24 protein-coding genes and 2 tRNA genes are annotated in these 20,749 nt (G+C 54.7%); 3 read left to right on the top strand and 23 right to left on the bottom strand.

Features of this window, described 5'->3' with window-relative positions; all coding sequences use genetic code 11:
* Window positions 1-688: 688 nt before the first annotated feature.
* The 17 genes from glgD to ACML7B_RS10385 form a co-directional block, all read right to left on the bottom strand.
* The gene (gene glgD, locus ACML7B_RS10465; protein ID WP_346707696.1) at window positions 689-1,804 is read right to left on the bottom strand and encodes a glucose-1-phosphate adenylyltransferase subunit GlgD; all 1,116 of its coding nucleotides are present in this window, start codon (window positions 1,802-1,804) and stop codon (window positions 689-691) included.
* Window position 1,805: 1 nt separating this feature from the next.
* Window positions 1,806-2,945, bottom strand: a complete 1,140-nt coding sequence (locus ACML7B_RS10460; RefSeq protein ID WP_418541143.1) for a glucose-1-phosphate adenylyltransferase — start codon at window positions 2,943-2,945, stop codon at window positions 1,806-1,808.
* Between the two features lie 176 nt (window positions 2,946-3,121).
* Window positions 3,122-3,793: an ABC transporter ATP-binding protein gene (locus ACML7B_RS10455; protein WP_346707694.1), complete on the bottom strand. Its 672-nt coding sequence runs from the start codon at window positions 3,791-3,793 to the stop codon at window positions 3,122-3,124.
* A complete protein-coding gene (locus tag ACML7B_RS10450; protein WP_418541141.1) occupies window positions 3,784-4,566 on the bottom strand; it encodes an ATP-binding cassette domain-containing protein in 783 nt (260 codons plus the stop codon). Before ACML7B_RS10450 ends, ACML7B_RS10455 begins: the two co-directional genes overlap by 10 nt.
* A gap of 49 nt (window positions 4,567-4,615) precedes the next feature.
* Complete coding sequence (locus tag ACML7B_RS10445) at window positions 4,616-5,449, bottom strand: ABC transporter permease (protein ID WP_346707692.1); 834 nt, start codon at window positions 5,447-5,449, stop codon at window positions 4,616-4,618.
* Window positions 5,446-6,438 (bottom strand): ABC transporter permease, encoded by a 993-nt coding sequence (locus ACML7B_RS10440; RefSeq protein ID WP_418541139.1) that lies wholly within the window; start codon window positions 6,436-6,438, stop codon window positions 5,446-5,448. Before ACML7B_RS10440 ends, ACML7B_RS10445 begins: the two co-directional genes overlap by 4 nt.
* A 13-nt stretch (window positions 6,439-6,451) precedes the next feature.
* Window positions 6,452-8,068 (bottom strand): ABC transporter substrate-binding protein, encoded by a 1,617-nt coding sequence (locus ACML7B_RS10435; RefSeq protein WP_418541137.1) that lies wholly within the window; start codon window positions 8,066-8,068, stop codon window positions 6,452-6,454.
* Window positions 8,069-9,304, bottom strand: a complete 1,236-nt coding sequence (larC, locus tag ACML7B_RS10430) for a nickel pincer cofactor biosynthesis protein LarC (RefSeq protein WP_418541135.1) — start codon at window positions 9,302-9,304, stop codon at window positions 8,069-8,071. It lies immediately after the preceding gene.
* A 3-nt stretch (window positions 9,305-9,307) separates the two neighbouring features.
* Window positions 9,308-10,072, bottom strand: a complete 765-nt coding sequence (gene larB / locus ACML7B_RS10425) for a nickel pincer cofactor biosynthesis protein LarB (protein WP_418541133.1) — start codon at window positions 10,070-10,072, stop codon at window positions 9,308-9,310.
* Between the two features lie 15 nt (window positions 10,073-10,087).
* On the bottom strand, window positions 10,088-10,843 hold the full coding sequence (larE, locus tag ACML7B_RS10420; protein WP_418541131.1) for an ATP-dependent sacrificial sulfur transferase LarE: 756 nt from the start codon (window positions 10,841-10,843) through the stop codon (window positions 10,088-10,090).
* Window positions 10,844-11,075: 232 nt separating this feature from the next.
* Window positions 11,076-11,438: a hypothetical protein gene (locus ACML7B_RS10415; protein ID WP_418541129.1), complete on the bottom strand. Its 363-nt coding sequence runs from the start codon at window positions 11,436-11,438 to the stop codon at window positions 11,076-11,078.
* A gap of 59 nt (window positions 11,439-11,497) precedes the next feature.
* Window positions 11,498-11,830, bottom strand: coding sequence for a hypothetical protein (locus ACML7B_RS10410; protein ID WP_418541127.1), 333 nt, complete (start codon window positions 11,828-11,830; stop codon window positions 11,498-11,500).
* 4 nt (window positions 11,831-11,834) lie between these two features.
* Complete coding sequence (locus ACML7B_RS10405; protein WP_418541125.1) at window positions 11,835-12,338, bottom strand: helix-turn-helix domain-containing protein; 504 nt, start codon at window positions 12,336-12,338, stop codon at window positions 11,835-11,837.
* A gap of 124 nt (window positions 12,339-12,462) precedes the next feature.
* Window positions 12,463-13,230, bottom strand: coding sequence for an epoxyqueuosine reductase (locus ACML7B_RS10400; RefSeq protein ID WP_418541124.1), 768 nt, complete (start codon window positions 13,228-13,230; stop codon window positions 12,463-12,465).
* An 18-nt stretch (window positions 13,231-13,248) separates the two neighbouring features.
* Complete coding sequence (locus tag ACML7B_RS10395; RefSeq protein WP_106789046.1) at window positions 13,249-13,659, bottom strand: DUF3842 family protein; 411 nt, start codon at window positions 13,657-13,659, stop codon at window positions 13,249-13,251.
* A 168-nt stretch (window positions 13,660-13,827) separates the two neighbouring features.
* A tRNA-Pro gene (locus ACML7B_RS10390) sits at window positions 13,828-13,901 on the bottom strand.
* A gap of 53 nt (window positions 13,902-13,954) precedes the next feature.
* Window positions 13,955-14,025 (bottom strand) — tRNA-Gln (locus tag ACML7B_RS10385).
* A 160-nt stretch (window positions 14,026-14,185) separates the two neighbouring features.
* Here ACML7B_RS10385 and ACML7B_RS10380 point away from each other — a divergent pair.
* Window positions 14,186-15,046: a phosphoribosylaminoimidazolesuccinocarboxamide synthase gene (locus tag ACML7B_RS10380; protein WP_418541123.1), complete on the top strand. Its 861-nt coding sequence runs from the start codon at window positions 14,186-14,188 to the stop codon at window positions 15,044-15,046.
* A 60-nt stretch (window positions 15,047-15,106) separates the two neighbouring features.
* Here the strand turns inward: ACML7B_RS10380 and ACML7B_RS10375 are convergent, their stop codons facing one another.
* The 4 genes from ACML7B_RS10375 to ACML7B_RS10360 form a co-directional block, all read right to left on the bottom strand.
* A complete protein-coding gene (locus ACML7B_RS10375; protein ID WP_418541122.1) occupies window positions 15,107-16,099 on the bottom strand; it encodes a dipeptidase in 993 nt (330 codons plus the stop codon).
* Window positions 16,100-17,452, bottom strand: coding sequence for a D-serine ammonia-lyase (locus ACML7B_RS10370; protein WP_418541120.1), 1,353 nt, complete (start codon window positions 17,450-17,452; stop codon window positions 16,100-16,102).
* Window positions 17,449-17,802, bottom strand: a complete 354-nt coding sequence (locus ACML7B_RS10365) for a molecular chaperone Hsp90 (protein ID WP_106789050.1) — start codon at window positions 17,800-17,802, stop codon at window positions 17,449-17,451. The genes ACML7B_RS10370 and ACML7B_RS10365 overlap by 4 nt, the downstream gene beginning before the upstream one ends.
* Window positions 17,803-17,883: 81 nt before the next feature.
* Window positions 17,884-18,072 carry a DUF6472 family protein gene (locus tag ACML7B_RS10360; protein ID WP_106789051.1) on the bottom strand — a complete coding sequence of 63 codons (189 nt, stop codon included), beginning with the start codon at window positions 18,070-18,072 and terminating at the stop codon, window positions 17,884-17,886.
* Window positions 18,073-18,374: 302 nt separating this feature from the next.
* Here ACML7B_RS10360 and ACML7B_RS10355 point away from each other — a divergent pair, with 302 nt between their 5' ends.
* Together ACML7B_RS10355 and ACML7B_RS10350 are read left to right on the top strand one after the other, a co-directional pair.
* On the top strand, window positions 18,375-18,569 hold the full coding sequence (locus ACML7B_RS10355) for a hypothetical protein (protein ID WP_157949556.1): 195 nt from the start codon (window positions 18,375-18,377) through the stop codon (window positions 18,567-18,569).
* A 122-nt stretch (window positions 18,570-18,691) separates the two neighbouring features.
* Window positions 18,692-19,828: an AI-2E family transporter gene (locus ACML7B_RS10350; RefSeq protein ID WP_418541118.1), complete on the top strand. Its 1,137-nt coding sequence runs from the start codon at window positions 18,692-18,694 to the stop codon at window positions 19,826-19,828.
* 73 nt (window positions 19,829-19,901) lie between these two features.
* On the opposite strand, the gene ACML7B_RS10345 is transcribed toward ACML7B_RS10350, so the two are convergent.
* Both ACML7B_RS10345 and ACML7B_RS10340 read right to left on the bottom strand, forming a co-directional pair.
* Window positions 19,902-20,423 carry a GNAT family N-acetyltransferase gene (locus tag ACML7B_RS10345; RefSeq protein ID WP_346707672.1) on the bottom strand — a complete coding sequence of 174 codons (522 nt, stop codon included), beginning with the start codon at window positions 20,421-20,423 and terminating at the stop codon, window positions 19,902-19,904.
* On the bottom strand, window positions 20,405-20,749 hold a 345-nt coding region (locus tag ACML7B_RS10340), incomplete at its 5' end, for a GNAT family N-acetyltransferase (protein ID WP_418541117.1). The genes ACML7B_RS10345 and ACML7B_RS10340, both read right to left, overlap by 19 nt.

The following is a 20,749-nucleotide window of genomic DNA, read 5'->3' as shown; positions in this document are numbered from 1 at the left end:
CGATTCATAAGTACCTCACTTTCATTATAGGAAACAAAACAACATGCTGCAACCTTTAAATGAACTCAAAAAGGTCTGGAAATAAGTGGCGGAAACCGCCGGAAATAAAGGACAGCCGGGAAATCCGGCTGAGGTGGAGAAAAGAATTCTCCAGATGATTGTCTGTTCATTATAGTAGAGAGACGAAGAAAAGGCAAGATGGCAGGATAGACAAATTGGCAGGGGGAATTTTATGAACATTACCGAGAGGCGGGCCCCGGCGATTGCTCCGAGGCTGACGCTTAACCTCCGCAATCATCCGGTCCCCGCCTTATCGCCAACTGTCCCAACAAAGGCCTGATACGTGTTAGTCGGCCTGCGGCTGGAAAGAAGACAGGGCTTTGTGGATGTTCTGACAGAATCAGAATGCACAGAAAACGGAGTCAGCTCCTGCAGAAAATCCGTATTGGAGCGTTAGAATCCGTTACAGAAAAACACCGGAGATTTCACGGGAAGATTTGACTTCCAGTCAAATCTGAAAAGAGCCTGAGCAGGGAAATCATCAGATTTCCCTGCGAATTGCTCTGGTCATGAAATCTCCGGTGTTTTGATGTTAAGGATTCTTCGCGAACAATTTCGGATTCTCTGCAAGGGCTGACTCCGTTTTTGTGTGTCTGATTTCTGCCATATCATCCCTACACCCCTGAATCTACAGCACGTCCCCTCTCTTGACGTATCCCGGATGCCCGGTCTCCGCCACCACTTCTTTCACATGGATCAGCTTCGCGTGCTTGTCTACCACCAGATTCTCTGCGTGAACGTCTTCACCGACAACTGCGCCTGGCAGGATGATACTGTTTCTTACAACCGCGCCCTTTTTGATCACACAGCCCCGGCCGATGATAGAATTCTCAATAGTTCCCTCGATCATACATCCATTGGACACAACGGAATTCTTCACCTCTGCAGTATCAAAATACTGGGTCGGGCAGGAATCATTGGTCCTGGTATAGATGGGCCACTCATCTGCGAAAAGTGTTCTTGCCGACTTAAAGTCGATCAGTGAGATATTTGCATTATAATAACTGGGGAAATCCGTGATCGTGGCAAAATATCCTCTGTGGGAAACGCCGCGGATATCCAGTTCTTCACACTCCCGGCTCACAATGTCCGCCAGGGTATACATAGCCGACATCTTGTGGGCTTTCTGGATCAGCTCCAGGAACAGTTCCTTCTTCATCACATAAGTGTCCATGAAGATGTTCCGGTTCTTGGCGCTTCCCCGGTTTGTCTCAATGGAAAGCACTCCTTTCTGCCGGTTCAGGTTCAGGAAACTGCAGTTGAGGAACGCTTCCTTCGCGTTATCAACCGAGTGATAGAGAAGGGTAATGTCCGCTCCGGAATCTATATGCTCCTGCAGAAGCTGGCTGTAATCCATGGCATATACCATATAGCTGGGGGCGATCACCACATAGGGGAAATGTACCTTCTCGATACACTGCAGGTTCTCCATATACGCCGCGATGTCATTGTTGTAAATATCATTTTCCATTCCATTTTCAGAGAACAGGATATGTAATCTTCCCCTCTTGGAATTGATATTATAATGACGTCCGGTTCCCAGATGTTCCACCAGTGAACGGGGCTTTCTGCGAATGTATACCTGGATATTATCGATATCGCTGTTACTCATGTTTGAGATCGGGAAGTCGATGACCCGATATCTTCCCAGGAACGAGAACGCTCCTACAGGGCGGTAGGCCTGGAGTCCTTCCACATGGATGTGATTCCCGGCAAAATTAATGATACCTAATGCTCTTGCCATACTATTCTACCCCCTTTACTCTCTTCGCCACAAGCTCGATGTGCTCGCTGTCCGGTGTTCCCACCACGGCTTCCTTGCCGATCTTCACATTGTCCGCGACCAGAGCCCGCTGTACCACGGCGCCTTCTTCCACTTCCACGCCCGGCATCAGGACGCTGTCGATGACCTTAGCGCCGGCTCCGATCTTCACGCCGGTAAATAAAACAGAACTGGTAACTTCACCTTCAATGATACACCCCTGGGTGATGAAGGCATTCTTGATCTTCGCATCCGGTCCGATATACTGCGGAAGCGCTGTTACATCTTCTGTATAGATCTTCCAGGTAGAGTCGTCCAGATCCAGCTCGTTGTTCTTGTCCAGCAGGTCCATATTCGCCTCCCACAGGGAGTCGATGGTCCCTACATCCTTCCAGTATCCTTTGAATTTGTAGGCAAAAAGATTCTTGCCGTCCTGCAGCATCTGAGGAATGATATCCTTGCCAAAATCATGGCTGGAATCCGGGTTCTTCAGGTCGGCTGTCAGCATTTTCCGAAGAAGCTTCCAGTCGAAAATGTAGATGCCCATGGATGCCAGATTGCTCTTGGGATGTTCCGGTTTCTCCTCAAATTCTACGATCCGTCCGTCTTCATCCGCATTCATGATCCCAAACCGGCTGGCTTCCCGCATAGGCACTTCAATGACCGCGATCGTGGCATCCGCGCCCTTGGCCTTATGCTCCGCCAGCATTTTCGCATAATTCATTTTGTAAATGTGATCCCCTGACAAGATCAGGACGTATTCCGGTGAGTACGTATCAATGAAGTCAATATTCTGGGAAATCGCATCCGCAGTCCCCCGGTAAACGTCCAGGTTTGTGTCTGCCTTCTCACGGGGCGGCAGTACGAATACGCCACTGTCCTTCGCGTCCAGTCCCCAGCGGCGGCCCGCAGCCACATAACTGTTCAGAAGGATCGACTCATACTGCGTCAGAACTCCCACAATATCGATTCCACTATTCGCGCAGTTACTCAATGGAAAATCAACGATCCGGTATCTTCCGCCGTATGAAACAGCCGGTTTAGCCACTTTATTCGTAAGTTCATGCAAACGTGAACCTCTTCCGCCAGCCAGGATCATTGCCAACATGGTATTTTGCTTCATAGCGAATCCTCTCTTTCCTTTTGTTGTCCAATATTATACATTTTTTCAGCAAATTATGCAATAATTTCTGTAATATTATACAAAAAGTTTAGGCATGCACAATTGACAAGCAAACCTGCGGCAACGCCGCGGTAGAGCCCGCAAGGGCGGGGTTTGCGAGTGCACAGCGGGCGCGGCTAAACTTTTTGTTCCTCCATCTCCACCACTCTGGTACACACTTTTCCCAGCAGATTCTCATCATGGCTCACCACCAGAAGCCCCAGTCCCCGCTTCTTTGCCTCCTCCATGAGGCAGTTCCAGATCCGGGCCCGGGTCACCAGATCCAGCATGGCGGTGATCTCATCACAGAGAAGGAATCTTACGCCCGGGCGCAGCGCTCTGGCAAGGCAGAACCGCTGCAGCTCCCCGCCGGACAGTTCGGAGGGGAACCGGTCCATCCATTCCTCCCGGATCCCCAGCCGGTCCAGAAGTTCCCGGTCCCGCAGCGTTTCTTCATCATTCTTTGCCGGATTGCTCTTTCTCGTACCCGAGAGTCTGATCCCCGCCTCCGCAAGCGTCTCCTTCATCCGGAGCCTGGGATCCACTGCCGTCTCCGGGTGCTGCCAGATCATCTGCACCGGGCAGACGCCCCGGTAGGCTCTTACCTCTTTCCCGTCCAGCAGGATCTGTCCTCCTTTTGGAGCCTCGTATCCCGCCAGCAGCCGGCACAGCGTGGTCTTGCCCCGACCGCTTTTCCCTTTTAATCCCACCCGCTCTCCAGGCGCGATGGTAAGGTTCACATGATCCAGCACCGGATGTTTCTTCTTTCCCGGATAATAAAAAGTAACCTCTCTTGCCTCTAACTCCATTCTGCGCCTCCTTCTTCCTGCATCGCCTGCCAGAGCGCCCGGGTAAAGGGGTGCTCCAAAGTCTCCGGACGCCGGAATTCTTCCGGTGTGATCTCTTCAACCGATTCCCCCTGATAAAAGACAGACACCCGGTCTGCCACTTCCAGCGCAAGTTCAAGATCATGGGTAATAAGGAGCACCGCCGCCCCCTCGTCCGCCAGTTCCCGGAAGTGTCCCAGGATCCTCCTGGCCGTCCCCGTATCCAGTCCTGGCGTCGGCTCATCCGCCACGATCAGCCTGGGGCGCTCCGCAGCGGCAGAAGCGATCAACACCCTTCTTGCCATCCCCCCGGACAGTTCAAAGGGATAGAGATCCTCTGTCTCCGGTCCCAGCCCGTACCGGGCCAGGGCTTCCCGAAACTGCCTCCTGGTCTCCGGGTCCTTCTTTCCCATCCACAGCTGAGGCCCCACCTTCATCAGCGGATCCAGACAGGTGACGCCCTGTGGGATCAGCGCGATCTCCCTCCCCCGCAGTTTTTCCTGTCGTTCTCTGGTCAATGGCTCACCGTCATAGAGGATCTCTCCCTCCATGTGGCTGTTATAGGGAAGGATCCCAAGGATCGCATGGGCCAGCAGACTCTTCCCCGACCCGCTGGCGCCCACGATGGCCGCAACTCTCCCCGGCCGGACCTGAAGGGACAGGTCCTGGATCGTCTCAAGCCTTCGCTTCTGAAGCCCCTTGTCATATTGTGTGAAAGACACGGCCAGATGCCGGATCTCCAAAATCGGTTCCATAGGGTTTCCTCCCGTCTTCCTTTCCATTGCTTTTTTCTCAGGCCTTCCCTTACTCATGCACAGTGGCCGGGTCCAGAAGCCGCCTTGCCCGCTCTCCCAGCAGGGCGAACAATCCCACAGTCAGCACCAGCGAGATCCCTGGAAATAGGGCCAGCCACCATTTCCCTGTAGTCAGGTACTGCATGCTCTCCGACAGGATTACGCCGATGGCCGGCTGCTCTGCCGAAAGTCCGAATCCCAGAAAGGTTACGCTGGATTCATGCAGGATGGCGTGGGGAAACAGCAGGATCAATCCGGTCAGAAACTGGGGCAGGACATGGGGCAGCATATGGCGCCCGGCCACCTGAAGTTTCCCGGCTCCCAGCTTCCCTGCAGCCAGCACATAAGGTGCCTGGCGAAGCTGCAGCACCTCGCCCCGGATCACCCGGGAGAGGGAGGGCCAGTGGCTGAAGGACACCCCGGCCGCCACCCCCAGAAACCCTTTGCCGCAGGCCAGGGAGATCAGGATCACCAGCAAAATATGAGGGATCCCCATCATCAGGTCGATCCACCAGGAGATACAGGCGTCTGCCCGGCGCCCCAGCACCGCCGCCCCGGTTCCCATAAGAAGGGCGATCCCGGCGCTGACACAGGCGGTCAGGAGCCCGATCCGGATACTGAGGGACAGGCCCGCCAGCGTCCGGGCAAACATATCCCGGCCCATCCAGTCAGTGCCAAAAAGATGGCTCATAGAAGGAGCCAGGTTCTTGCTGCTAAAATCCGTCTCCATGGCAGCGTCTTTCAGAAAAATCCCCGCTATAGTCACCGCTGTCAGCAGGGAAACTGCCAGGATCAGGAATACAGCGGTTTCCTGCCTGCGGTTTTTCCTCTTCTCTCTTCTCATTCTCTGGCCACCCCCCTCCGGATCCTGGGGTCCACCACGCCGTAGAGAATGTCCGCGATGAGATTTCCCAGAAATACTATGGCCGCCGTGATCACCGTGATCCCAAGCAAAAGCGGCAGATCGCTTCCCAGCCCTGCCTCCACCGCCGCCTGTCCAAGGCCCGGATAGGAGAAGACCTGCTCCACCAGCACCGATCCGCCGATGATCTCACTGACAGAGGCAAACTGGAGGGTGATGGCGGGAAGCAGCACGTTGCGAAGGCCGTGGCGCAGGACAATGGATCTCCAGGACTCGCCTCTTGCCCTGGCAAACAGCACGTAGTCCGACTCCAGCACGTCCACCAGCTTCTCCCGGGTGTGGAGCGCAATATTTGCCACGCCGGTGATACTTAAAGTCAGGGCCGGAAGGATGGCATGGCGCAGCCGGTCCAGAGCCGTCACCGTCTGAGCCTCCATGCCTGCAGGTACTGACAGACCCACCGGCAGCCAGCCAAGCCATACCGAGAAGATCAGAAGCAAAAGGATGGCAAGCCAGAAAGCCGGAGTGCTGGAGATCACCAGACAGTATCCCCGGATCAGCCGGTCCGGAAGCCTCCCCCGGAAGGCGCCGGAAAGGACGCCAAGAGCAAGTCCCAGGATCCCGGACAGCAGCCAGGCAGTGAGAAGAAGAAGCACCGAGCCGGACAGCCTCTGACCCACCACTGCAAGCACCGGCTGCCGGTAGAGAAGGGATTCTCCCAGGTCTCCCCGCAAGGCATTTCCCAGCCACCCAAGATACCTCTCTGCCGCCGGGATGTCCACGCCCCAGTAAGCTCTCAGGTTTTCCACCTGTTCCCGGCTCATGGACCCAAGCGCCGTCTCGCCCACGTTGGTCTGAAGCGGGTCTAAGGGAGACGCGCTCATCAGAAGAAAGGTCACCAGGCTTACGCCCAGAAGCAGCGTCCCCATCCGTATGAACTTTTTCCCTGCAAATGTAAGACGATGTTTCACGCCGTGCTCCTTTCTACTTTTCCCAGCTCCACTGATCCACGTTGTTGACTACAGACCAGCCGTGGCCGTGAGGATGGATCTTCTGCTCCGCCACCCTAAGGCCGTCCCGCACCCAGTAGAGATGGTCAATATTCACCAGCCATACCCAGGGGATATCCCCCTCCTGGGTCACGCCGGTGGTCCCGTCCCACTGGGCCTTCTGCCACAGGGCATAGGATTCCTCCAGATCCCCGCTTGCCAGCGCCTGATCCATATATGCGTCCACCGCCTCATTTCCATAGGGGGAATATCGTGCGGAGCCGCTCTTTTCTTCTGTATGGTAAATGTTATAAAGCTCCATGGGGGTATGGGCGCCCCATCCCCACAGCAACGGGTCCGCAAGCGCCCGGTCATAGGCCGTATCCCAGCCCACGCCCTCGGTGGTGCAGGCGATCCCCAGCTCCTCCATCTGATCCGCGAAATCTTCCACCAGCGCCTGGCGGACCGAATCTCCGGTAGAAAACAGCAGGTTCAGACTGGCCTTCACACCGTCCTTTTCCCGGACGCCGTCTGGTCCCATTCTCCAGCCCGCCTCGTCCAATAATTTCCCCGCTTCTTTCGGGTCGTAAGCCACTTCCGAAGCTTCGCTGTACCAGGGAAGCTGGTCGCAAACACTGTAAGCCGGGCTTCCGTAACCGTTCAGCACATGATCGATCATTTCCTGGCGGTCGATCCCCAGATTGATGGCTCTTCGCACCCGCACATCCGAAGTAAAGTCATTTCCCCTCTGCCTGCCTTCCTCATCCGTCCCCTCCGGAACCGCCGGCAGATTGAATCCCCGGTTGTCCACCGTCTCGTAAGCGACCAGCTCATACCCGTCTATGTTCTGATCCGAATACGTGGCGGAAGTATAGGCCACGTCCACCTGGCCCGCCTGGGCGGCCAGAAACGCCGCGTCCTCCTCCATAAAAAGAATGGTCACCTGCTTCATTTTGGGTGCCTCCCCGTAATAATCCGGGTTAGCCTCCAGGATCACCTGCTGCCCCTGATCCCACTGCTTCAGCATATACCGGCCGGAGCCGATGGGATTGGTCCCGTAGGTGCGGCTGTCATAGGCGTGCTCCGGCAGGATCCCCACCGCCGCCATGGTATAGGGCCAGATGGAAAACGGCCGGGTCATGTGGAACACTACGGTGGTATCATTAAGGGCCTCCGCCCGGTCCAGCATGGTGAAATCGTTGACCGAACTGGTCTCTTTCACCGTGTTGTAGGTAAATGCCACGTCCCCGGCAGTCAGCGGCTCTCCGTCTGTAAATTTCACATCTCCCCGGATAGTCACCGTCCAGGTAAGTCCGTCTTCGCTGACACTGGTGTCTGTAGCCAGATCGTAGCCGATGGTCAGATCCGGGTTGGTCACTGTCAAAGTACTCTGGATCAGAGGCTCATGGACGTGCTCGCCTGCGCCCCAGCCAAAGGCCGGGTCAAATCCCGTCTCCGGCTCTGCCGTAGGCTCCATGGCAACGATGACGGAATCTTCTCTGGAGACCTGACTCTCCCCGGCATTCTCCATACTCCCGGTACTCCCACCGCAGCCTGCCAGGAGCCCTGCCACAAGTCCTGCTGTAAGAATGATTGCCGTAAACCGCCTCACTTACTTCTCCTCCTGTCCGTCAATGTCCGTCCGGCGGATCACCTCATCCCGAACCTTCCCCCATGGCAGGTTCTGCTCTCTGGCGATCTTCACCACGTCTTCATATTCCGGTTTCTTATGAGTGACGCCGTATCCGGAAGCGGTCTTGATCCGCACCTCGCCCCAGGGCGTAGAAACCTTCTCCACTCCCGGCTTCAGAAAATATTTCTCACACCGGCGGGCCCGCACTCCGTTGGTAGCTGTCTCCCGGAATATCTTCCGGACCATTTCCTCGTCTTTCCCTTCTTCGCACAGCACCGTCAGCACATGGCCGGGGCGGCCTTTTTTCATGGTGCCGGGAAGGGTATACACGTCCAGCGCCCCTGCTTCCAGAAGCCGGCCGCAGGCATAGGAAAGGGCCTCCGGCGTCATGTCGTCCAGGTTGCAGATCAGTTCTGTGATCCTGCCGTTTGCGCCGGTCCCTTCCGATTCCTGACTTTCTCCCAGGAATACCCGCACACAGTTGGCCTGAGGAAATTCCTTCGTTCCAATCCCGATCCCCACGCCAGCGCCTGTCATCACCGGCATAGGGCCAAAAGCATCCGCGAACTGGGTAAGAAGCGCAGCTCCGGTAGGCGTACACAGTTCTCCCCGGATCTCTCCGCCGTAGCTTGGCGCTCCCTCCAGCAGGTTGGCTGTGGCCGGAGCCGGGACCGGCATGATCCCGTGAGCGCACCGTACCGTGCCGCTTCCCACATGGACCGGGGAAACCACGATCCGCCCGGGCTTTAGAAGATACAGGCAATAACATACGCCGGTCACATCTGCCACCGCGTCCAGAGCTCCCACCTCGTGGAAATGCACATCTCCCACAGGGCAGCCGTGAGCCCTGGCTTCCGCCCGGGCGATCCGGTCATACACCGCCCTGGCCTCTTTCTTTACCTCTTCCGGCAGGCACAAGGTGTCGATCAGTTCCCCGATATGCCCCGGCGTGGCGTGATGATGATGGTGGTGGTGATGATCGTGCGCATGATCGTGTCCGCAGGCAGTTTCTTCCTCCCCGTGTACTGTCACCCGCATATGTGTCCCGGCAATCCCGCAGGTCTTTCCCGCCTCCGCCTCCACATGCACGCCGGGCAGTCCCAGGCTGTTCATGGTTTTCAGAAATCCCTCTTTATCTTCCAGCAGTTCATACAGGGCTCCCATCAGCATATCGCCGGCTGCCCCCATGTTACATTCGATGTATAATGTCCGCATCTGTTATTCCTCCTTGATCCCTTCCATCTGATTGATCCGGCTGGCCAGATACCCGGCCCCGAATCCATTGTCGATATTCACCACACTGCACCCGGAAGCGCAGGAATTCAGCATGGACAGAAGCGCCGACAGTCCTCCAAAGCTGGCGCCGTAGCCTACGCTTGTGGGTACTGCGATCACCGGGCAGTCCACCAGGCCACCCACCACGGAAGCCAGAGCTCCTTCCATGCCTGCCACTGCGATCACGCAGCGGGCCTGCATGAGAATATCCAGATTAGACAGCAGGCGGTGAAGTCCCGCCACGCCCACATCATAAACCCGGGTCACATGATTTCCCATGGCCTCGGCAGTCAGCGCCGCCTCTTCTGCCACCGGCATGTCGCTGGTCCCTCCAGTGGCCACCACAATATTTCCCCGTCCCGGCCGGTCTTCCGGAAATGCGATCCCAAGCCGGGGGATCTTGTGGTAATCTACGGGAACAAACCGGGACAGATAGTCTCCGGTCTCCTGGCTGATCCGGGTCACCAGAATGTTACGGCACCCCTTTTCGCCCATCCGTTCTACGATCCCTTTGATCTGCTCCGGCGTCTTGCCCTCTCCGTAGATCACCTCCGCGGCTCCCTGACGGACGCTGCGGTGAAAATCGATCTTGGCATAGGCAAGGTCTTCAAAGGGCGCCTCCTTTAACTCCAGCATGGCGTTCTCCGGCGACACCTTCCCATCCGCCACCTGGCGCAGCAGTTCTAAAATGTCATGTTTATTATCCATTGCTTCTCCTTCCTTCTATCTGGATGGCTTCCTGGCTTCCAGATCCAACAGTACAGCGGGAAACAGCGGCTTTAACCGCTCCATAACAACCGCCCGCTGATCCAGAAGATCCACCATCTCTTCTTCTCTTACCTGGATCCTTGCTCCCTCCTGGCAGATACGCACCCGGAAATCCGCAAAGCCAAGTTCTGACAGGATCTCTTCCGCCCGCTCCACATTTTTAAGAGTCTCCAACGTAATCTTCGTTCCCGAGGGCACCCGGGTAGCCAGGCAGGCATAGGCCGGCTTCTCCCAGGTAAACAGACCGGCTTCTTTAGACATCTGCCGCAGCTGTTCCTTGGTGATCCCGCATTCCCGAAGAGGCGACCGCACCTGAAGCTCCCGCAGCGCCTGCATGCCCGGCCGGTCTTTCGCGTCATCAGAAGCATTGGTCCCGTCCAGAAGCACCGGGTATCCATCCCGGTGCGCGGCTTCGCGCAGGCCGGAAAACAGCGCCCGTTTGCAGTAGTAACAGCGCTTCGGGCCGTTCTGCGCCGCCTCCGGCACCGCCAGGATATCCTCTTCGATCACAGTCATCGGCACCTGCAATTCCCGCGCCAGCCGCCTGGCATCCTCCAGTTCGAAGGCCGGCTGGAAGGCCGTCTTCCCATAATAGGCCCGGACATCCGCGCCGTATTCCCTGGCAGCCCACAGGAGAAAGGCAGAGTCCGCACCGCCGGAAAAGGCCACCGCGGCTTTGGGGACTTCTTTAAAAAACTCCTGTAATGTCATACCTTCTTTCCTCCTTACAAACAGAAACAGGAAGATGTCTGCTTTCTCCTGAAAACAGATACCTTCCTGATATCTTTCCTGTCAACCTGTATCTCCGTTGCCATAAGGCAACCATTTATATCTGATAAAACTTCTGTATCATAATCCTCACGTCTTCTGACGCATCTTCCGGCTTCCTGCCGGAGCTCTTTTCTAATATTACCATATAGAAAAACTGCCGGCAACCGTTTTGTTACTCAAGAATACCGCGCACCTCTTCCAGGCCGATTCCCGCCTCTTTTGCAATCTCCGCTTCCGTCCGTCCTTCCGCTGACAAGCGGAAAACTTTCTTTGCCAGGGCAATCCCTTCGCCGCGCCCAGATTCTCTGCCCTTTACTTCTCCTTCTTTCAACGCATCCTGATACCATTCTTCCAATGCCTGACACATATTCACACGCTCCTCCTTCTGAATGGCTTCCACCTCTTTTATTCCCTTTTCCATATTCAAAAAGCTGCACAGCGCCTGATAGGTCTCCGCATCTACACTGCTGAAATACTTTTCGTTCTTTTGTATATATCCCTGCAGCTCCTTCCTTCTGCCCCTATATTTTAACATGCCCAGTACCTGTTGTAAATCTTCTGAAAGTCTTTGCAGTTCTGCCCAATTCACACAATTTACAGGATCTCTTTTACTCCGCTGATCTGATCCAGACGGATCATCTTTATAACCTTCTTCTTTTTTTCTTCGCATACCATTTCCATCCACTGATCGTCCAGATCCTGCAAAATGCCCTTCTGACTGTGGATCACTCCAATCCCGAACATGGGATCCTTCACTACTATTTCGATGGTCCGTCCCCTATACCCGGGAAGGATCTCCGCCCATCCATGTCCGTCCTTCTGCGGCGCTTTTTTCCCGTTCTTTTCTTCTTTTTCCAAATGGGTACACAGAAAATATATCCCGTATGCCAGCATAAATACCATGAAAAACATCAGTACCGTTGTCATAATGTCAACTCTCCTTTTCTTCCGCAAAAGATACCCCGATGATCATCGAATGCTCTACTTCCCGCACCACCGTCTCTTTTTGAAACATAGCATCTTCTTTTCTTCTCTCATATTCGATCCTGACCCGGCGATCTCCCACTTCCAGGATCCGGACATTGGCATTGTCTAACAGGCCGTCCATCATCGCGTCCATTGTATTCTCTTCTGTAAATTCCAGCTGGCAGCGCCGCCCCTCCAGCTTCTTAAGAATATGAAGATCCACTCCCGGCGCTTCTCGCTCATCTGCAAGTCCTGCCAGCTCATCCAGGCTGATCTGGTAAATGGCTGCCAGTTCCGCCGCTTTATCCAGGGCAGGCGCCCCCTGTCCACATTCCCAGTTTGAGATGGTCTGCCTGGTAACAGACAACCGATCCGCTATCTCCTGCTGACTGTATCCCTGCTTTTTTCGGAGCGCCACCAGACGCTCGGCAAGAGAGCAGGCATTTTCTCTATTCTCAGTTTTTCCCATACTGCTTTCTTTCCCTTCAGAAAAATATCTTTACCCCAGAATACCAGACCCCCTGCCAAATTACCAGCAAATCGCTTTGGAACCTGTGCAAAAATATTTGCGCAAATAAATAGAGACGGAAGTCCTAAACTCCGTCCCTATTTGGTATTCTATAGGTGCAGGGCAGCTGAAGTGTACATTTCCCACATACATCTGCCCCCAGCCGCTTCTCAAAGTCCGCCAGGTGCCTCTGGCAGGCAACCCGGTCAAATCCACTCTTCAGGGTCAGTGCATGGATGGGGCATCTCCTCACACACAGGCCGCAGGAACCGTTCCACTTATAGAGGCACCGCTCTTTTCGAACCGGCCCGTCCGTATCCGCCGGATAATCGGTGATCAGGGAATAAAACCGGCCGCAGGTCCCCGCCTCTGTGATCAGCATATTGTTCATCCCGAAAGTCCCAAGGCCCGCAGCATACGCAATGTGTCGCTGGGACCAGTTGCTGTAGATATGCTCCTCGTCGATCATCCCCACCGGATCCGGCGATACCGCCCGGTAGCCCCAGGAGGCAAAAAGCTCTGCCAGAGACCGGTTCAGCTCTACAAACATCTGATTGGTCTCCTGATAGGCCCTCACCCAGACGGCAGAAGGTTCCTCCCCTTCCTCGTTGCTGCGGGCGATCTCCTCTGTAAAGGGAAAGAAATAACACAGGATAGTCTTACAGTCTGGAAGAAATTCCTCCGGCAGATAATGAGTAGGCGAGATCAGCTCCTTCAAACTGCGTATATAAGGATTGTTCGCATCCGCGAATCCCATCAGCGGCAGTTTCCATCTCGCAGTCAGTTCTCTTCCCTTCTGATACTCCCGGACAAATGCATTGATATGTTCCAGGATCTCTTCTTTTCCCCGCATTGCCGTTCTCCTCTCCATCTACTGATCCAGAAGTCCGCGCAGGAGCTCTGCCGCTTCCCGCACCTTATCCGCCATGCTAAGATCCGCGGCTCCCACAACCAGGTTATCGCACTGATTCACCGGAAGCAGGATCCTTCTGGCCGGGCTCTGGCCTACCGCCGCAGCCATGGCCGGGGTGATCTCCCCCAGCATGGAGTCTGCGATCACGATCCCGATGGGCCCGATGATCACGTCCGCCCGTCGGCACGCTACCAGCACCGCGTTTTCCCCGGTGGCCGCCTGATCCGCTCCCGCCCGGAGCATGGCGCCCGTGGCGGTACTGTTAGTCCCCACCGCCAGTACCTCCGCCTCCGGACACTTCTCTTTTACTGCTGTTACCAGCTGCCGGCCCAGGCCGCCGCCCTGGCCGTCTATGATCAAAACTTTCATACCCGCTTCCTTTCTGGATAACACCTTCCAAAATATCGCTTCGTTGGAAAAGTGTTAGAAAAATGGTTAGAAAAAACCAGTTTTTTCCGTTTTAGACGTGTTTTTCAAAAAAATAAAGAAAGCCGCAAACCCTTGATTTTACTGGGTTTACAGCCTCCAAAACCAAAATCGGAGTGACAGGATTTGAACCTGCGACCTCTACGTCCCGAACGTAGCGCTCTACCAAGCTGAGCCACACTCCGATAAGTTGACCGGACACTTATATATTCAAGCATCCGGCGCCCCTGCCAAGGAACTACGGATAGAGGACTCGAACCTCTACTAACAGAGTCAGAGTCTGCTGTGCTGCCATTACACCAATCCGCATTACTGTCAGCGAACAAATATTATTATAACAAACTTTTAACAGAAATCAAGTGTTTTTTTCATTTTTTGAGAAATTCCTATTGCTTTTTAGCTGGAAATCTGGTTTCCTATTATTTAGAGGATACTCAAACAAATCAATTACCATAGAAAGGGATGTACTATGAAGCCAATCAAAGAAGGAAAAGTACGTGAGATCTACGACAACGGAGACAGCCTGATCATGGTGGCTACCGACCGCATCAGCTGTTTCGACGTTATCCTGAAGAATGATGTGACCAAGAAAGGAACGGTCCTGACCCAGATGTCCAAATTCTGGTTCAACATGACCAAAGACATCCTTCCCAACCACATGATCTCCACAGATGTAAAGGATATGCCGGAGTTCTTCCAGCAGCCCAGATTCGACGGCAACAGCATGATGTGCCGGAAGCTTAACATGCTTCCCATCGAGTGTATCGTGCGGGGCTACATCACCGGAAGCGGCTGGGCCAGCTACCAGGAGAACGGCACCGTATGCGGCATCAAGCTGCCGGAGGGCTTAAAGGAATCCGACAAGCTTCCTGAGCCTATCTACACCCCCTCCACCAAAGCGGAGATCGGCGATCATGACGAGAACATTTCTTATGAGCAGAGCATTGCCCACCTGGAGAAATATTTCCCGGGCAAGGGCGAAGAGTACGCAGCCAAGCTGCGGGACTACACCCTGGCTCTCTACAAGAAATGCGCGGACTATGCCTTAAGCCGCGGCATCATCATCGCAGACACCAAGTTCGAGTTTGGCCTGGATGAAGATGGAAACATCGTGCTGGGCGACGAGATGCTCACTCCCGATAGTTCCCGCTTCTGGCCGGCGGAAGGCTATGAGCCGGGACACAGCCAGCCTTCCTTCGACAAGCAGTTCGCCCGCGACTGGCTGAAAGCCAATCCGGGGAATGACTGGACTCTGCCGGAAGAGATTGTTCAGAAGACCATCGACAAATATCTCCAGGGATATGAGATGCTCACCGGCGAGAAACTGTAGATTCCGAATAATATAAAGAGAACGCAGAGCTAATCTGCGTTCTCTTTTTTGTCGCATATCCTATCTCAGCACCTGTTTGAATACCCGGTAGAAATTCTTGTAGGCCACTTTCTCCAGTTCCTCCTGGGTATAGCCCCGACTCTCCAGCACGTCCAGGAAATTATGGGCCTGCGCGGCGCTCTCGATTCCCTTCGTTCCCGCCGGATCCTCGTTATCGATCCCGTTTTTGCTAAGCGCGGCCTGATCCACGTAATCCTCGAAGTCAAACCCGCAGCCGATATGGTCGATGCCCACCAGATCCCGGATATAATCCACGTGGTCCGCCAGACCTTCCACCGTCTGCTTTGCCTTGTCCGGGTGGATGAACCCGTCCGCCCGGTTCATTCCCATCACGCCGCCGGTTTTGGCCAGCGCCCGGATCATGTCGTCGCTTAAGTTCCTCATATGAGGAGACACTGCCCGGGCATTGCTGTGGGAAGCGATCACCGGATGTCCGTCAGACAGCTCCAGAATATCCCAGAATCCCTTGTCATTGATGTGGGAAACATCCAGGACCATGCCCAGCTCGTTCATCCGCCGTATGGCTTCTTTGCCTTTGGCAGTCAGCCCTCTCTCCGGGTCTCCCGGCCATCCGGAGGCCAGCGCATTTTCCTCGTTCCAGGTCAGCATCATGGTGCGGACGCCGAACTCTTCATAATAGTAATTGATCTGGTCAATATCTTCCCCAATGTAAGACAGTCCTTCCAGACCCATCATCACATTGATCTTGCCTTCTTTGGTCCCTTTCTCAAAATCCTCGTATTTCCGGACAATGTTTAAGATATCCGCCGCATCTTCCAGTTCCTGCTTTACTGCCTTCTCGATCTCTTTGATCCTTCTCTTAGGATCTTCATCGTGGGGCGGGTCGATCCACATTACAAAGGTTCCGCCCATCACGCCGCCCTTCTGGAATTTGGGCAGCTGATACTTACGGAAGATATCCCGCTCGCCTTTCTGACTGTGCTGTACAATGTCATACCAGATATCTCCATGTGCATCATATAACTTTAACATTTATCTGCCACCTGCTTTCTCTTCTGTCTCGATTGCTTTCTGAATATAGGATTCTCTTACGTCTTCCGGCACCAGGGAACCGCCTGTCGCCCACACGATGTGGGAGGCCTTCTCCATCTTGTCCTCAATCCCCTGCTCCTTCAGATATTCCAGGCACACATCCTCCGACTGGATCCTGCACGGACCTGCAAACGCTGCGCAGGAACTGGGCTCAATAAATACATTTTCCCGGTCCAGAAGTTCCTTCATATACAGGTAGAGCTTCTCATCCTCCAGGGTAAATTCGCCACTGAGAAGGTGTTCCACCGTCTTCCCCACAAACTTGGAGGGGCGTCCCACTGCCAGTCCGTCGGCCTCCGTCTTGCCGGACAATCCGATATCCTGGACACAGATCTCGCTGTGAAGGCCGGTGGCGATGCCAAGGACCATACAGCAGGCCTGAGTAGGCTCCTCGTAAAACACATGTACATGATCCCCGTAGACCAGCTTCAGCCCGAAGGTCACACCGCCCGGCGCGCCTCCCACGCCACAGGGGATATAGACAAAAAGGGGATGGTCTTCGTCAACCACAACTCCCAGTTCATCCAGCTGCCCCTGAAGCCGCAGGGCCGCCACAGCATATCCCAGGAACAGGCTGACGGAATTCTCATCATCCACGAAATAACTGTAGGGATCCTTCTCCGCCTCTGCCCGGCCCTGTTTCACTGCCGCTCCGTAATCTCCTGTATATTCGATCACCTGCACGTTCTTGGAACGCAGCAGGTCCTTCTTCCACTGCTTCGCGTCCTGGGACATGTGAACGTACACCCGGAATCCCAGCGTGGCGCTGATGATCCCGATGGACAGGCCCAGGTTTCCGGTGGAGCCTACATGCACCGCATAGCGGGAAAAGAACTCCTTCATCTCCGGCTCCGCGAATTTCCCGTAATCCTCTTCCGGACGGATCATTCCCTGCTCCAGCGCCAGCTCCTCCGCATGCTTCAGGATCTCATAGATCCCGCCTCTTGCCTTGACAGACCCTGCCGCCGCCAGATGGGAATCCATCTTCAGAAGAAGCCTGCCGGTAAGCCCTGCCTTCCAGGACTGATTCAACTCTTCTTTCATCGCCTGGATCTCCCGCAGCGGAGATTCGATCAGGCCCTTCGTCTCTTCCGTGTCCGGGAACGCCCGGCGGATGAAGGGAGCGAATCTCTGAAGACGGGCCGCCGCCTCTTCCACATCCGCCATGGAAAGATCGATCCCTCTAAGCGCCTCTTCCGTCTTCCCATAGTATGGATTGATCCAGCTCACTTCCTGGGCATTGGCCAGTTTACGGACAATGGGCGCTTTCTGTTCTAATGCCTCAAGGTTCATAAAAGCTCCCCTTTCTTCGCCAGGATCGCCTCAACCACCGCGCAGGCCGGGCAGTCGCAGTAAACTGCGCCCTGAGCCTTGATCTGTCTCCCGTGCTCCGCAACATTGGGCGCATTGTCGCCAAATACAGCAGCTCCCGCTTCAGACTCCGCGAACGCGATCAGGCCGTCCACCGTCACGATGTCCTCCTCCAGCTCCGCGATATATTTCTTCGTCTCTTCTGCCTCCCGCTCTGTACCTACAGCGTCAAGCCAGCTCTGGGCCGCGTCTTTTGCCTCCTGGGAACAGGTAGGCGCCTGGATCAGCTCCCTAGTCTTCTCAACTACATACTCTAACGTTTCTCTGTTCATACGAAACACCTCGCCTTTCCTGAATCTGTCCTTATTTTAGCACACTTTTCAGACAATTCCTATGGAAAAGGGATAAAAAATTTACATCTGCTTCCTGACGATCCGGTAGTCGTCCCCGTTCCGATAATAAGGACACTCATAGTGAGAGTCTGAGATCAGGCGGATGTACTCGTCCTCATCCATGTCCATATCGCAGACATATTCTTCATAATCCTCATCAAAGGTATAATAAGTGCAGGTCTCGCAGCTTACGGCAGTTTTCCCGGCCATTATGCTCTCCTCTTTTCCTTCGGGCAGGATCACAACTGCCCTTTTTCTATGTTCTTCTCTGCTATTATATCCTTTTCCGCCTGATCCTGCCAGGTTATTTTCGATCCTCCTCTCTGTGATCTGGTCACAGAACTCTCCTTCTTCCTTCGCTATAATAAACTCATCATTGAAATAGAAATTGAAAAAAGGAGGACTGACCTATGACCTTTCAGTTAGAAGAACGCCTGAAAACTTACATGCAGGAAAACCAGCAGCGGGACATCCTGATCTCCCCGGAAATGTGCAATACCTGAGGCGGCCCCATGTTAAATATATCAGCAAGGTTTGTTGATCCGGACGAGGCGCTGGCCTTAAAAAACAAGCAATACCACAGTTTCCCCCACGACCTGGGCTCTGTCTACATCCGTCAGATCCCGGCATCCAGAGCCAAAACCGTCTCTCTTGGCCTGTCCCGCTTCTTTAAGCGGATCACCGTAGACGGTATATACTCTGCATAGACAACACAAAAGAATCCGAAAGTCCCCCGCTTTCGGATTTCTTTTCATTTTGCTCTATTACCTGCTCTGAATCTGTGGTATGATGGTTTCACTGAAGAAAACTCGGAAAGGAAGGATTCCTTATGAATAGAAAACGGCTGGCTCTCGGCATACTGACCCTGGTCCTGATCGTCCTCTTTCTCAAATACAGCGACTCTGTGATGGGAACACTGGCTGATCTTACCGGGATCATCAAACCTCTGGCCATCGGCTGCGCCATCGCCTATATCCTGAACATCCTGGTGACACGGATCGAACGGCTCCCCTTCTTCCGGGAGCCCGGCGCTCCTCTCTACAGAGTGCGCCGCCCCATCAGCATCCTGTGTTCCATCGGACTGATCATCGCGGCCATCGCGCTGATCATCCTGCTGGTCATCCCCCAGCTTGCAGACGCCATCGGCGTATTGGTCAAAGAGATCCCAAGCGCAGTCTCCCAGTTTATCGCCTGGCTCTCCGCCCATGACCAGGATTGGCCCCAGCTGCAGAAATTCCTCAACTCCCTGGACATGGACTGGCCCCACCTCCTTCAGCAGGCGGCGGCCCGTATCACCAGCGGCCTGAGCGACATTTTCTCATCTACCATGTATATCCTGGGCAGCATCGGCTCCCTGATCATAAACTTTGTCGTGGCAGTGATCTTCTCCATCTACATCCTGGCCGGCCGGGAACGGCTGTTCCACCAGTTCCAGACACTGGCCAAGACCTACCTGCAGGAGAAATGGTATCACCGGCTGGATGTGGTGATCTCCACCGCCCACGATACATTTACCCGGTTTATCATCGGCCAGTGTACGGAAGCGGTGATCCTGGGCGCTTTGTGTACCGTCGGTATGTCCATCTTCCGGTTCCCCTACGCCAGCATGATCGGAACCCTGATCGGCGCCACCGCGCTGCTGCCGGTTGTGGGCGCATACCTGGGCGCTTTCGTAGGCGCCTTCATGATCTCCACAGTCAATCCCATCCAGGCTCTGGGCTTCCTGGTCTTCATCGTGGTCCTGCAGCAGCTGGAAGGCAACCTGATCTACCCCAGAGTGGTAGGCTCTTCCGTAGGCCTTCCGGGGATCTGGGTGCTGGCCGCCGTCACCATCGGCGGCGGGCTGAACGGCGTAGTGGGCATGCTGCTGGCAGTGCCTATCACAGCCACAGTCTACAAGCTCCTCCAGCGGGATGTAAGACGGCGGCAGGAAGTAAGTGTGAAGGAAGAAAACAGCACAAACTAAAAAAAATCCCTGCAGAACGTTATCTTAAGTTCGACGTTCCGCAGGGATTTTCCTTCTCCTCCGTTCTCTCCAATTATCCGTTCAGCACACAGCTCATCTCATACCACTCTTCTCCGCCCCAGACAGACTGGGAGATCCCGTTGTTCTGAAAGCCCATCTTCTCATACATCCGGACCTTCTCCTCCAGGCAGGTCAGGATTGCTGCCTTTCTGCCCTTTTCCTTCGCCCGGGCAAGGTAACGGCTCATCAGCTCCCGCGCAAGTCCCTGCCCGCGGTGCTGAGGCAGCACGTCCAGACCAAGGAGCATGATGTTCGCTCCGTCCGGGTGGTGGAGTCCTGCATCTTTAAAAAACTCATCCCGAAGCTGTTCCTCATCTGTAGCCAGTCCATTTAAAAATCCGGCGATCTTCCCTGTCTGACGATCCACTGCCACCAGGAAAAACTCCGGCGCTGCCGCCACCCGTTCCTTCATCATCGCCGGCGAACAGGCTTCATTTGGCGGAAAACAGATCCGCTCGATCTCGGCCGTCTGACCGGCCTCGTCGGGGAGAATGCTCCGAAATTCATAGTGTTCATTTAATTCTCTGCTGTCCATCTTTCGTTCCCTCCATCCAGATATTTCTCAAGACACACCAACTGCACACCCGGGATCCCGTTAAATACACAGGGGACAATCCCCCGCTCCTCATATCCCAGCTTCCGGTACATGGCCCGGGCTCTCTGGTTGATGGCGTTGGTATCGATCCGCAGTTCCCTGCAGCAATGTTCCCTGGCATAGGCCTCATAAAAAGAGATGAATGCTTTCCCGTATCCTTTGCCTTTCTCCAGCGGGTCTACCGCCAGGGTGTGAAGCACCATGACCTCCTCATCCGGCACGCTGTGTTTCCAGCCGATATCTTTATAAACATCCACCTGGATCTT

Source organism: Massilistercora timonensis, from assembly GCF_048354975.1.
Lineage (GTDB): Bacteria > Bacillota > Clostridia > Lachnospirales > Lachnospiraceae > Massilistercora > Massilistercora timonensis.
Note: the sequence above shows the minus strand (reverse complement) of the source record. Positions and strands in the feature narration are given on the sequence as shown.